12 protein-coding genes and 2 pseudogenes are annotated in these 12,936 nt (G+C 44.8%); 8 read left to right on the top strand and 6 right to left on the bottom strand.

What is annotated here, in order from left to right; translation table 11 throughout:
- Nucleotides 1-264: IS66 family transposase (locus L4B77_RS17560; protein ID WP_429752001.1), on the top strand; the 264-nt coding region annotated here is incomplete at its 5' end.
- 812 nt (nt 265-1,076) lie between these two features.
- Here L4B77_RS17560 and L4B77_RS17555 read toward each other — a convergent pair.
- The 4 genes from L4B77_RS17555 to hemC are packed head-to-tail and all read right to left on the bottom strand — an operon-like array spanning nt 1,077 to nt 5,164.
- On the bottom strand, nt 1,077-2,258 hold the full coding sequence (locus tag L4B77_RS17555; protein ID WP_429751999.1) for a heme biosynthesis protein HemY: 1,182 nt from the start codon (nt 2,256-2,258) through the stop codon (nt 1,077-1,079).
- Nucleotides 2,258-3,475: a uroporphyrinogen-III C-methyltransferase gene (locus L4B77_RS17550; RefSeq protein ID WP_429751997.1), complete on the bottom strand. Its 1,218-nt coding sequence runs from the start codon at nt 3,473-3,475 to the stop codon at nt 2,258-2,260. Before L4B77_RS17550 ends, L4B77_RS17555 begins: the two co-directional genes overlap by 1 nt.
- Before the next feature lie 19 nt (nt 3,476-3,494).
- Nucleotides 3,495-4,223 (bottom strand): uroporphyrinogen-III synthase, encoded by a 729-nt coding sequence (locus L4B77_RS17545; RefSeq protein WP_261838407.1) that lies wholly within the window; start codon nt 4,221-4,223, stop codon nt 3,495-3,497.
- 2 nt (nt 4,224-4,225) lie between these two features.
- Nucleotides 4,226-5,164, bottom strand: a complete 939-nt coding sequence (gene hemC / locus L4B77_RS17540) for a hydroxymethylbilane synthase (protein ID WP_372039974.1) — start codon at nt 5,162-5,164, stop codon at nt 4,226-4,228.
- A gap of 344 nt (nt 5,165-5,508) precedes the next feature.
- Between hemC and L4B77_RS17535 the strand changes: the two genes are divergently transcribed.
- Nucleotides 5,509-8,037, top strand: coding sequence for a class I adenylate cyclase (locus tag L4B77_RS17535; protein ID WP_261838405.1), 2,529 nt, complete (start codon nt 5,509-5,511; stop codon nt 8,035-8,037).
- A 66-nt stretch (nt 8,038-8,103) separates the two neighbouring features.
- Here the strand turns inward: L4B77_RS17535 and cyaY are convergent, their stop codons facing one another.
- Nucleotides 8,104-8,418 carry an iron donor protein CyaY gene (cyaY, locus tag L4B77_RS17530; protein ID WP_372039972.1) on the bottom strand — a complete coding sequence of 105 codons (315 nt, stop codon included), beginning with the start codon at nt 8,416-8,418 and terminating at the stop codon, nt 8,104-8,106.
- A gap of 75 nt (nt 8,419-8,493) precedes the next feature.
- Here cyaY and lptM point away from each other — a divergent pair, with 75 nt between their 5' ends.
- The 6 genes and pseudogenes from lptM to L4B77_RS17500 form a co-directional block, all read left to right on the top strand.
- Nucleotides 8,494-8,610, top strand: coding sequence for an LPS translocon maturation chaperone LptM (gene lptM / locus L4B77_RS17525; protein ID WP_408059468.1), 117 nt, complete (start codon nt 8,494-8,496; stop codon nt 8,608-8,610).
- Between the two features lie 42 nt (nt 8,611-8,652).
- The gene (lysA, locus tag L4B77_RS17520) at nt 8,653-9,906 is read left to right on the top strand and encodes a diaminopimelate decarboxylase (RefSeq protein WP_429751994.1); all 1,254 of its coding nucleotides are present in this window, start codon (nt 8,653-8,655) and stop codon (nt 9,904-9,906) included.
- An 11-nt stretch (nt 9,907-9,917) separates the two neighbouring features.
- Nucleotides 9,918-10,748 carry a diaminopimelate epimerase gene (gene dapF, locus L4B77_RS17515; protein ID WP_429751992.1) on the top strand — a complete coding sequence of 277 codons (831 nt, stop codon included), beginning with the start codon at nt 9,918-9,920 and terminating at the stop codon, nt 10,746-10,748.
- A gap of 44 nt (nt 10,749-10,792) precedes the next feature.
- Complete coding sequence (locus L4B77_RS17510; RefSeq protein ID WP_429751990.1) at nt 10,793-11,491, top strand: DUF484 family protein; 699 nt, start codon at nt 10,793-10,795, stop codon at nt 11,489-11,491.
- Nucleotides 11,460-12,392 carry a tyrosine recombinase XerC gene (gene xerC, locus L4B77_RS17505; RefSeq protein ID WP_261838399.1) on the top strand — a complete coding sequence of 311 codons (933 nt, stop codon included), beginning with the start codon at nt 11,460-11,462 and terminating at the stop codon, nt 12,390-12,392. The genes L4B77_RS17510 and xerC overlap by 32 nt, the downstream gene beginning before the upstream one ends.
- Nucleotides 12,393-12,405: 13 nt before the next feature.
- A pseudogene (locus L4B77_RS17500) lies at nt 12,406-12,645 on the top strand (2-haloalkanoic acid dehalogenase); the annotation flags it as partial.
- A 35-nt stretch (nt 12,646-12,680) separates the two neighbouring features.
- Here L4B77_RS17500 and L4B77_RS17495 read toward each other — a convergent pair.
- Nucleotides 12,681-12,936 (bottom strand): annotated as a pseudogene (locus L4B77_RS17495) (IS5 family transposase); the annotation flags it as partial.

The following is a 12,936-nucleotide window of genomic DNA, read 5'->3' as shown; positions in this document are numbered from 1 at the left end:
ATACGCTATGTTGAAGATGGGCATTTATCTATCGACAACAACCGAGCAGAGCGCGCAATCAAATCGCTGGTCATTGGCAGAAAAAATTGGTTATTCTCGACGAATCCGCTTGGTGCTGATGCGAGTGCTTTGCTGTATAGCATCATCGAGACGGCGAAAGCGAACGGACTGATACTCTACGATTACATGGTCAAATGTATGAAAGAACTGGCAAAGCCAGAGCCTGATATTAACTCTCTTCTGCCTTGGAACGTCTCACACTGAAATTAAAACGCCCCGTGGGATTATGGGGCGCATACTTTGTTGTTAGGTTGTATGAGTGTTGTAAAGGCACCGAGCCCCTGCACTTGATGCTATTCCGGCATATATTAGAAAGCCTAGTCTGACGATTAGGCTTTCGTCGTTTCCGGCATATGTGTTTTATTATTCGTCTTCGAGTTTTGTATAAACGTTTTTCGTTGATCGCAAGCTCTGGTATTTCGCCACTTATTATAATGGCCCTGTTCTTTCTAATAGGGCTTAATTACGCTAGTCGATGTTGTAATCGCCTCTATGAATAACCTTCTGAGTGTCTCAGAGAGGTGTAGTTCCTAGTAAACAGAGCTGGTTGATAAAGAAGCCTCGCTTTTATTGACTCGGTTTTGTTGGTTTGAAAACACTTGCTCTACCCTTCTACTTCAAAGAATTGACTCAAGAGAGCAGTTACGTAAAGGTCGGTTTTAATCTTTTTATCGTTTGAATATTAAGTGGGCATCTGTCTGCGGGTAAATATCTTTAAACGCCTTCTCTTAAGGTGAGACTCATTTACTCTTGGGCGTAAAGCTATCCTTTTTCTCTATGACTCCCCCTGAGTCTCTTCTATGGGCTTGTTTAAACGACATACAGATACAATTAAAGTCGTTCTCCGTCTGTTTGAGAGGCTCGATTGAGCAATTTCATGATTAGTTGGTTTAGTGGCATTGGATGGGTAGGGTTCGAGGCGTTTGGTTTATAGCTATGGTAGAAGTTATCTAGGGGTAAGTAGCAGATACAAAAAAGCCGATGCAGGGCATCGGCTTCATGTTCGTTGTATCGGTTTAAGCCGACTGAACCAGAGCGAGCGCTTTACGAGAAACTTCGTGAGCTGCTTTGGTTAAGTTCTGCTTTTCTAGTGCATCAGACAGGTACCCGTAATCCGATACATTTGAGCGAAGTGTCAACGCCTTTTCAAGGTGGTTTTGTGCTTCTGCCCACTTCTGCTCTCTTAAGTAGAACTGAGCCAATGCGCTATGTGCTTCGGCATTGCTCGCATCTTTACTGATAGCGCGCTCTAGCATCACCACAACTGGGTGGTGATCGGTTAGATTAAGCTCGGGTAGGAGCATGTAGAGGTCATTTGAGCCGCTCTTAGCAATGTTTTCTTTAATCACTGTGAAGGCTTCTGAATCGGCTTTACGTGCGATCAGCTGTTTTACAAAACATGAAATAAGATGTGGGTTTTGTTTCTTCTTCCTTGAAAGCTTATTCCAATGACTGATTAACCCCTCGCTACCTTGTTGCTGAGCGACATTGTGAAGTAAGCCGCATTGTGCTTTTTGCTCTAATTCAATGTGCTCATCAGTTGTAAGAAGTTTGTTTTTAGCTAGCTTAGGCGTTAATTCCAATAATGGCTGCCACAGATGAAGATGTATGTAAGTGGTTTTTAGCAAGTCAAGCACAGCGGTGTTATTTGGGTACGAACGCTGTAGGTTTGATAGTGTATCGAATGCCGCTTCATAGTTCGAATCACTGATTTGTTGTTTCGCTTTGGTGAGCTCAACGGCAAGCAATGAATTATCTTGTTGGCTCGCGAGTTCGATGTATTTATCGCGCTTACTGATATTACCTTGTTCATGTGCTGCTTGAGAAGCAACCAAATAACACAGTAGAGGCATGTCGTGATGGTTAGCCCAGCGAGTAACCTTTTTCTCTGCGCCTTTCCAGTCACCCTCTAGAAGTTTAATGATGCCTTCATTGGCATAACGACGAGAGCGTTTAAGTTTGCGTACACTGAACCAGTTCCAAGTCGTTGAACTTGCGTTAACAAGCTTTTTAAATAGGTACTCTAATCCGAATAAAGCTGCGAGAGCAGCAATCACAAAGATAACCAGAGTTGTGACGCTCATTTCAATGGTTTTATTCGCAATAGAGATCAGGACATAGCCTTGCTGACCTGAGAATTGAGTTCCAACTACCAGCCCTGCACCTAGAATGAGAAAAAGAAAAATCCAACGAATCATTATTTTTCCTCCGTGGTCATAACGGTGACTTCACGACGTAGGCGTTCGCGTATTACGTCTGACAATTCATGTTGAGATTCAAGTTTTACAGGGTATTTCACGGAGATATTTTGCTCTCTCAACTGCTTGATTGTTTTCTCAAATTCAATTACAGAGTTGCTATCTTGGTTTAGATATGACTTTGACCACTCATTAGCCGTTTGTAGAGCTGTAGTATAGATATCACTTTGCTCTTTGTAGACGGCACGAATGGCGGTCTCCAGTTTGGCTTTGATATTTTCACGTAAGTAGAAGTGCTGCTCTGGTGAGAGTAACGGTATGGCTTCACCATCGCGGCTACGGAAGGTGATGAAGTTTTCTGAAAAGTCTTTTATCGACGTCAGCAGATTATTCTGCCAGTCGTTAATATCTTGCGAGACCGCCTTTTTCTCCACTACCGCAGCTTCAGGTAGAATCGCATTGGCAAGCGGTAGCGTATCGACTTGCTGTTGTAGGCTTGTGATACGGAGAACTAAGCCATCACGGTCGATCAGAGGAATCGTGCGAAGCTTAGTAATATCGTTGGTCATTGATTGGCGCAGTGATACCAAGCTTGGGTCATTGAGCGCTGCAATACGTTGATCGGCGCTTTCCATTAATTTGGTTGCGCTGACAGCGTCATGCTCAAGGAACAGTTTACGTCCTGCGAGTTTTACGAGGTAATCGGCTTCAGCCAGTAACCAATCATTTGGACGACGACCTTTCACATCAGCCACTGCCAACTGCAAGCTTTGAATGCTCTTCTGTTGTTGAGATTGTACGACTTGAGTTTTCTCCACCGCGTGTGCAGCTGCTTGGATAGTCTCTTGCTTGATGGTTTGCAGGTCTTTATTTACTGCTAATTGGGTATTTTTCAGTTGTGCTTGAAGAGCGGCGATTTGTTTTGAATATTCAGCGCTTTTTTGCTGCATTTGAAACGCAATACCGCCGCTGAAAATAACAGAAATAGCGATCGCAATCGCGCCCAGTTTGACACCTCGTTTGCCTTGCTTCTCTGCTTTCTCTATTTGCTCTTTATGTTCTGCTTGAGGTTGCGCGGTATTTGACGCAGAGGCATTAAGTTTGTGCTTTGGTTGTTTTGTCTCTGTTGATTCAGTTTTTTCGTTTTCAGTAACTACTGGCTGAATGTCTTGTTTCTGTTCAGGTTCAATATGCTCGTTATTTTTTTTGCTTGTCATGCTTATTTCCTGTTTCTAGCTAAGGCTGGAGAGCAGCCAGTAATATTTGGTTCGTCGCACTTTGAGTATTGGTCACGTTTGAGAAGCCGAGTTGTTGTGCTCGATCTGCTATTCGTTGGCTCGGGACAAACAGTTGTCTTGTTGAAAGCCAAGCCAAATACTCATCAGGGGTGATTGAGTAGAGATACTCCAATTGTTCCAGACTCGTGATCACAACTTTGGATATGTTTTTGTCTATCCATGTTTGATAGGTATTGTGGTCGTTAATGGGAATATATTCTCTATGATAGGTCTCACAATAAGAGACTTGTGCACCTCGGTCGAGTAAAGAGTCTCTGATGAGTTCACGCCCACCATTGCCACGTAGTATCAAAATAGATTTATTTTCTACGTTCTTCAGTTCAGTCAGTTTAAGCAAATGTTCACTGTCACTAACTTGAGGGTAGTGTACTTTTTGTTTGCAGGCTTTGCTTAAAATATGCGCACTTTTTTGACCAACGCCAAGATAAAGCACCGAAGTGGGCCAAATAAAAGAAGTCTTCGAAAGGATGTTTTGGGCAGCGGTCACAGCATGGTGACTGACTGCGATAATGATATCACTGCTATTGATTAAGGGGCTTAAATCCACTGAATCTGGATTATGCACGATACGAATCAGCGGATGATGGATTGCCTGAATCCCTTCATCCGCGAGTTGTTGGCAAAGCAATTCTCCCTCTGAACCGGGACGAGTTACCAACACAGTCATGATTATTCTTGGTCTGCGTAGAGTTTCGTTAAGATCTCTCTCGCACCGTCATCCAGCAGTTGATTTGCCAGAGCCACACCCAGCGCTTCAGCATCCTGACGAGAACCTGAGATCTCGCCGCGAACCATTTTAGAACCATCGGGTTCACCGACAAGCGCACGCAGCCAGATTGTGTCGCCATCTAATAGTGAGTAGCTGCCGATAGGAACTTGGCAGCCCCCTTCTAGGGTCAGGTTCATTGCACGTTCACAAAGTACTCGATCGGCTGTGTCTTGGTGATTGAGCGGCTCAAGAAGCTTGATTAGACGTTCATCGTCAAGACGACACTCAATACCAACAGCGCCTTGACCTACAGCCGGTAGAGACTGTTCTGGTTCGATGAAACTACGAATACGTTCTTCTAGCTCTAGACGTTTAAGGCCAGCCGCCGCCAGTACGATCGCATCGTATTGACCGTCATCGAGTTTGCCGAGACGAGTCCCAACGTTGCCGCGCAGTTCTTTGATGATCAAGTCAGGGCGGTATTCCAATAACTGACATTGACGTCGAAGACTGCATGTACCCACAACAGCACCTTGTGGCAGTTCATCAATATTGTTGTAAGTGTTTGATACGAAAGCATCACGAGGATCTTCACGCTCACAGATCGTCACCAGACCGAGACCTTCAGGGAAGTCGACAGGGACATCTTTCATTGAGTGAACCGCGAGATCAGCACGACCTTCTAGCATGGCCACTTCAAGCTCTTTAACGAACAATCCTTTCCCCCCTACTTTTGCGAGTGGGGTGTCTAGGATGATGTCACCTTTGGTCACCATAGTAACCAACTCAACCTCTAAACCAGGGTGAGCCGCTAGAAGTGCATCCCTGACAAAGTACGCCTGCCAAAGGGCAAGAGGGCTTTTTCTGGTCGCGATACGGATTGGTGCTGAATTTGTCATGGTGTTTCCGGCATAGATTCTTTAATAGCTTAATCCTACCATTATGAGGTAAAAATTCTTACTGTTTGATCATTCCATACTTTGATCGCTTTGATATTTTTATAATATCGCCAAAATAGTGTGATTGGCATCTCATTTGAAACATGGGCTATTATTAGAAATAGTCAATAAAGAGGACACTACGGCGCCGTGAGTTTAACTTTTTGTCTTTAAAGAATTGGCCATTAAGACGGATTCCTTTGCTTTACCATTAAGGGTGAAAGTGTTAAATTGATCACGTTTTGTTGCCAAATTCGTTCAGTAACTAAACAGAAGTGCATTTTATCTCAAACCAAGGACTTACCTTGAAGGCTTACACTCAGACTTTGATTCAACGATTAGACAATCTAAATCAACAACGCATTGAGCGTGCGTTGGCGCTGATGAGTGTGCAAAGCCAACGAGTTTTTAATCTTATTCCTGCACTGCTTCATTTCAATCATCCCATGATGCCCGGTTATTTCGATCAACAAGTTCCTTTTGGCATTCGTAGCTTCACGCTGAACGCATTCCAAAAGCAATTTGTTTCTGATACCGAATTGACGCTGGGTGGCAAGCTAACCGAATCTGCTGAACCTGCAATCCTTGGTCTCTATACCATGGGGAGCACCTCCTCTATTGGCCAAAGTACCTCAAGTGATCTCGATATTTGGGTATGTGTTTCTTCTGATATGGATGGTGCATCACGTGATAGCCTGACAAATAAATGTCTGCTTATTACTGATTGGGCTGAAACTTTGGGGGTTGAAGCCAACTTCTTCTTGATGGATGAAAAGCGTTTCCGCTCGAACCACTCGGAAGAGATGACCGGTGATAACTGTGGATCCTCACAGCATTTATTGCTGCTTGATGAGTTCTACCGTTCAGCTGTTCGTTTAGCTGGCCAACGGTTGTTGTGGCAGATTATTCCTCCTGAAATGGAGGAGTGTTATGACCAATATGTCCAAGGCTTATGTCAGGATGGTTATCTTGATTGCTCGCAGTGGATTGATTTCGGTAAGCTGAACCGCATTCCTGCGGAAGAGTATTTTGGTTCGAACTTATGGCAACTCTATAAGAGTATCGACTCACCGTATAAATCCGTTTTGAAGGCGATCCTGTTAGAAGCTTATTCATGGGAATACCCAAATACTCAATTGCTGAGTATTGATACTAAGCGTCGATTCTTCGCTGATGAGCCTGATCTGTACGGCATGGATAGTTATTATCTGATGTTAGAGAAGGTGACACGCTATTTAGAGCGTATTAATGACCATACTCGATTGGATTTAGTGAGACGCTGTTTTTACCTTAAGACTCACGAGAAATTGTCACGTGAAGCGGATATCGGCTCTGTGTTGTGGCGTCGTGAAGCCTTAACCGAGATGACGAAGTCTTGGAACTGGGGGCATGAAACCATTGCGGAACTTGATAATCGTCGTAATTGGAAGGTTGAGCAGGTTAAAGTGGTGCACCATGCACTGCTTGATGCATTGATGTTGAGTTATCGTAATTTGATTCAGTTTGCACGCCGTAACGATATTACTTCAGCCATTAGCCCACAAGATATCAGTATCTTGGCGCGTAAGCTTTATGCGGCGTTTGAGGTTTTACCCGGCAAAGTGACGCTACTGAATCCGCAGATTTCCCCGGATCTCCACGAACCTGATTTGAGCTTTATTGAAGTTCGTCAGAGTCAGTCCAACAAAGCGGGTTGGTATTTGTATAAACAGCCGCTGATTGCGCACCGTATTTTGGGGCAACCTTCTCTAGAGCACCATGAGTACTTGAGTAAATTGGTTGCTTGGTCGTTCTTTAATGGTTTGATTACTGAATCGACACGTTTGCACTCTGTGGTTCGTGATGCCCACATTGATATCGATAAGTTCTATCAAATGGTCAGTGACCTGCGTAATACGTTTTCTTTGCGTAAGCGCCGCCCAAGTATGCAAGCATTGGCGAGTCCGTGTGAGATAAGTCAGTTGGCAATGTTTATCAACTTTGAAAATGATCCGACGTCTGAATTAAGCCCTCGGGAATTGAAGGTAGATCTTAAGAATACCGATATTTTCAGTTTTGGTGAGGAAGGCAAGAGTTTAGTCGGCAGTGTTGATCTGGTTTATCGTAACTCTTGGCATGAAGTACGTACGCTTCATTTCCAGGGGGATACCGCGATGTTAGATGCCCTTAAAACAGTCTTGGGTAAAATGCACCAAGACGCTTTACCGCCAGAATCAGTCGATGTGTTCTGTTACAGCAAAAATCTACGTGGCGTGATGCGTAACATGGTGTACCAACTGTTGGCTGAATGCATTGATTTGCGATTGAAACCGATTGAACCTGAAAAACGTCGTCGTTTTAAGGCTATCCGTTTAGCGAACAAGATGTTTGGTCTGTTTTTCGAGCGTCGCGGCGTGTCGGTACAGATGCTGGAAAACTCGGTTGATTTTTACCGAAGTATTTCAACCAACAAACTGAAAGGTTCACCTTTACAGATGTTGGACAAAGAGCAAGAGTATCAATTACCGGAAGTGGTTGATGGTTTTGCAAGTGAGGGTTTAATCCAGTTCTTCTTTGAAGACACGGAGAAAGGCTTCAATATTTATGTTTTGGATGAATCGAATCAAGTTGAGATGTATCACCAGTACAGTGGTGAGAAAGATGTGATGATCGCAAGCGTGAACTCTTTCTACACCTCAGTAAAAGATGAAACGAATGTGTCATCTAAGTTGATTAATTTCAATCTGCCTCAGTATTATCAAATTGTTCATCCGGAAGAAGGCCATTCTTATGTTGTGCCTTACCGCAATGATGCTACCTTGTCTTCTCGAAATTCAAAGATAGTCAATATCTAGGGCTTTTGCGAGAAAGGGACAAAAAGGAGTGGTAAATTCACTCCTTTTTATTTTGTATAACAACATTTATACCCAGTTAATCTCTTCACCAGCATGCTTCACGCATTCTTCTTTGACCATCTCAAACAGTTCCATACCTGTCTTAGAGCATGTCCATTTATCATCGATAAGTTTGAAGTGGAAGCCGCCAGATTTAGACGCTAACCAGATCTCACGCATGGGCTCTTGGCGGTTAATAATGATTTGGCTGCGGTTTTCAAATTCCAGCGTCATCACATTGCCAGTCACTTCGTAATCAATATCAGCCTCTGATTCATCGATAGCTTCTTCGATGTTTTGCATCTGTATATCGACCAACTGATGAAATTCAGTCTCATTCATCCTTTCTATCCTATTGCTTTTCCTGAGTGTGGTGCGATTATAGGGGGCATTGAGTTAATAATCACGATATGCAAAATGAAAAAATTAATTACCGCTCTGTTTATGGTGTCCGTTGTCGGGCTTTCTGGTTGTGGTCAAACGGGTCCGTTGTACAATCCTGATCCTGTGCAGCAGACTGAACCATCACAATAAGTGAAAACACGCAGAAATCGTTATTTATAAGGGATAAGAACTTTGGATTACTTCAACTATCAGGAAGATGGCCAACTTTGGGCTGAGAACGTCGCACTTTCACAATTAGCAGAGCAATATGGTACCCCGCTGTATGTATATTCTCGTGCCACATTAGAACGCCACTGGAATGCGTTTGATTCGTCAGTTGGTGATCATCCACACTTGGTGTGTTATGCCGTTAAAGCTAACTCGAACCTTGGCGTGTTGAATACACTTGCGCGTTTGGGATCGGGTTTTGACATTGTTTCTGGTGGTGAGTTAGAGCGTGTGGTTGCAGCCGGTGGTGATCCGGCTAAGGTCGTGTTCTCAGGTGTTGGCAAAACAGCCGCTGAAATGAAGCGTGCACTTGAGTTGAACATTAAGTGTTTCAACGTAGAGTCTGAGCCAGAGCTTGAGCGACTGAATAAAGTGGCTGGTGAGCTGGGTGTTAAAGCGCCGATATCACTGCGTATCAACCCAGACGTTGATGCCAACACTCACCCTTATATCTCTACGGGTCTGCGTGATAACAAGTTTGGTATTGCTTTTGACCGTGCGCCTGCCGTCTATGCATTTGCAAAAACACTCGATAACTTATCTATCCACGGTATTGATTGCCACATCGGTTCTCAGTTAACGGATATCGAACCTTTCATTGATGCCACCGATCGCCTACTTGCACTGATTGACCAGCTACGCGCCAACGGTATCAACATCAAACACCTTGATGTTGGCGGTGGCTTGGGTGTGGTTTATCGTGATGAATTACCACCACAGCCTTCTGACTACGCAAAAGCCTTATTGGCTCGTTTAGACAAGCATTCTGATCTAGAGCTGATTTTCGAGCCTGGCAGAGCGATTGCAGCCAACGCTGGTGTACTATTAACAAAAGTCGAGTTCCTCAAGCCAACAGAGTATAAAAACTTTGCCATTATTGATGCGGCAATGAATGACCTGATGCGCCCGGCACTTTACCAAGCTTGGCAAGATATTGTGCCAGTGATCCCTCGTCAGGGTGAAGCCGTGACGTACGACTTGGTTGGTCCTATCTGTGAGACAGGGGATTTCCTAGGCAAAGATCGTGACCTTGTGCTTGAAGAAGGCGATCTGCTGGCTGTTCGTTCTGCGGGTGCTTATGGCTTCGCGATGTCATCCAACTACAACACTCGTTCGCGTGCGGCTGAAGTGATGGTGGATGGCGATAAAACTCACTTGGTTCGTCAGCGTGAAGAGTTGACGAGTCTGTGGGAACTTGAAAACATTATTCCGGAGTAATTTTAAGCGTTATGCACTTCCACTTTTCTAAAATGCATGGTTTGGGCAATGATTTCATGGTCGTGGACTGCATTACTCAAAATATTTTCTTTTCTCCAGATTTGATCCGTCGTTTGGCGGATCGTCACACTGGCGTGGGCTTTGATCAGCTACTTGTGGTTGAGGCTCCCTATGATCCAGAAACGGACTTCCATTACCGCATATTCAATGCCGATGGCAGTGAAGTGGAGCAGTGTGGGAATGGTGCTCGTTGTTTTGCACGATTTGTTCGCATGAAAGGCTTAACGAATAAGTACAGCATCAATGTCAGCACCAAAAAAGGTAAAATGGTGCTCAAGATTGAAGAGAATGATCTGATCACGGTGAACATGGGCATTCCTGAGTTCGAACCAAGCAAGATTCCATTTAAGGCGAAGCAGCCAGAGAAGACGTATATTCTAAGAACGGATGTACACACCTTGTTCTGTGGTGCGGTAAGCATGGGTAACCCACATGTGGTGACCGTGGTCGATGACGTCGACACGGCGGATGTAGAGGCCTTAGGCCCACTACTTGAATCACACGAACGCTTCCCTGAGCGTGTTAATGCTGGCTTTATGCAGGTCATTAACCGTGAAGAAGTTCGCCTGCGTGTTTACGAGCGCGGTGCGGGTGAAACTCAGGCCTGTGGCAGCGGTGCGTGTGGCGCAGTTGCCGTTGGCATTACTCAAGGCTTACTGGCTGAGAATGTGAAGGTTCGTTTACCGGGTGGTGATTTACAGATTAGTTGGCAAGGGCCAGGTAAACCTCTGTTTATGACAGGCCCTGCAACGCATGTGTTTGATGGTCAACTCTCTTGCTAATAACGCGCCATAATAAATAGAGTCATAAAAATAAAGGATAGGTTTTGTCTTACGTTGAAGCCGATACACTTACCGCAGAAGTGGTCGCGGAATATTTACGTGATCACCCTGATTTTTTCCAAGACCGAAAAGATTTGGTCGATCGCCTTGTAATCAACAACGTTGAGCAGGGCGCTGTATCTTTGGTTGAGGTGCAGCTGAAACGCCAGCGTCATCGAATCGAAGAGCTTGAAGAAGAGATCACGGGCTTGATGTCGTTGGCAGCAAATAACGATAAAACCTTCTATGAGTTTATGGATCTGCAAGCGCAAGTGCTGAAATGCAGTGACTTCATGCAGGTGATAAAAGCGGTTGAACAAAAAGCGTTAGATCTTGGGCTTAAGGCTCATGTTCGAATTCTTTCGCAATCTGGCTTTTATCAGTTGAGTGCTGAGGGTTACTCTAAGTTTTCGCTTAACCATTTCAATGGCAAAGATGCTTATCTTGGGCGCTTGAGAAAAGCCGATAGATACGATTTGTTTGGTGATTACCCAGTTCCAGAGCTAGGCTCTTATGTAGTGTTACCGCTTGCTAAGCCGTCTCCATTGGGTTTACTCGCCTTCTCTAGTGAAGATGGCGGGCATTTTCAACCCCATATGGATACGCTCTTTTTACGTCATTTAGCGCTTGTTGTTGCGCATCTGGCGGACACCTTACCTTGGCAGATAAATAATGAGCCTAGAGCCCAAAATACCTCTTCCTAACAGTCTTCAAACGCCACTTTCTCGCTTCTATGAATATCTGAGAAGTGAGAAGGGACTCAGCCTACACACCCAACGTAATTACAAACAACAACTTGAAACCATGGCCGGTCATTTAGTTACGTTAGGGGTGAAAGACTGGGGACAAGTTGATGCGGCGTGGGTCAGACAACTTGCCAGTAAAGGCATGCGTGAGGGAATGAAGGCGAGCAGCATTGCAACGCGCTTATCTTCATTGCGCAGCTTCTTTGATTTCCTGGTGTTGCGTGGCGAAATGACCGCTAATCCAGCCAAAGGGGTCTCAGCACCTCGCAAACAACGCCCTTTGCCTAAAAACCTCGACGTGGACGAGGTGGGTCAACTGCTCGATGTGAATGAGGACGATCCACTGTCAATTCGTGATCGAGCGATGATGGAAGTGATGTATGGTGCGGGGTTACGATTAGCCGAGCTGGTCGGTATCAATTTGAAAGATGTGTTGGCTCGGCAGGGCGAAATCCGAGTGATTGGTAAGGGCGATAAAGAACGCAAAGCCCCGTTTTCAGGATTAGCCAAAGAGTGGGTCGATAAATGGTTAAAAGTACGCGGTGAATTGGCTTCGCCGGGTGAGACCGCATTATTTGTCTCTAAACTCGGGACCCGTATTTCTCATCGCAGTGTTCAGAAGCGTATGGAAGAGTGGGGTAAGAAGCAGGCCGTTGCCAGTCATATTAGCCCACATAAACTGCGTCACTCCTTTGCTACACACGTGCTGGAGTCAAGCCAAAACCTTCGTGCTGTGCAAGAGTTGCTTGGCCATGAAAATATCTCGACCACCCAAATTTATACTCACTTAGACTTCCAACATTTAGCACAAGCTTACGATCAAGCTCACCCAAGAGCGCGTAAGAAGAGCAAAGATTAGATTAAGGTTTACTATGCGAATTTATCGAGGGTTGAAAGTCATTAAAGCGATGACTTTTGACTTGGATGATACCCTGTACGACAACTGGCCTGTGATCATGAAGGTTGAGAAAGAGATGGCTCAGTGGCTGTATCGAAAGCACCCGGTGTCCGCTTCTTTGTCGCTGGATGAGTGGCAAGCTGTAAAGCAACGCGTCGCATTGGAAAACCCAGAGTTAAAGCATGATGTCACCGTGTGGCGTGAAACGGCTTTGTTTCCGTACTCAACCCACTCTGTCTTTTGATGCCATCAGGCGACTCGGTAGCTCTCGGGCATACCAAGCTGGGTAAATCTATTCAATATTGATGCGCCTAGCATCATTTCCTGTTGTTGATTGTTAAAGTCTCTACTGTGTAATTTGGGGCCTATAATTGTTTTGTAACGGTGCATCGCATTCTCTGAGACATTCCGTTTTCCATACTGCTTTTTCTTTTGCCAGCGTATGGGACCTAAGGCAGAATACGCCACCAAATTGCTCATCCTTTTAGGGTTATGAGCATCGTCT

The sequence above is a fragment of the Vibrio minamisatsumaniensis genome (assembly GCF_050337445.1).
Classification (GTDB): Bacteria; Pseudomonadota; Gammaproteobacteria; order Enterobacterales; family Vibrionaceae; genus Vibrio; species Vibrio artabrorum.
The sequence above is the reverse complement of the archived record's forward strand: the minus strand, read 5'-3'. Positions and strand labels throughout refer to the sequence as shown.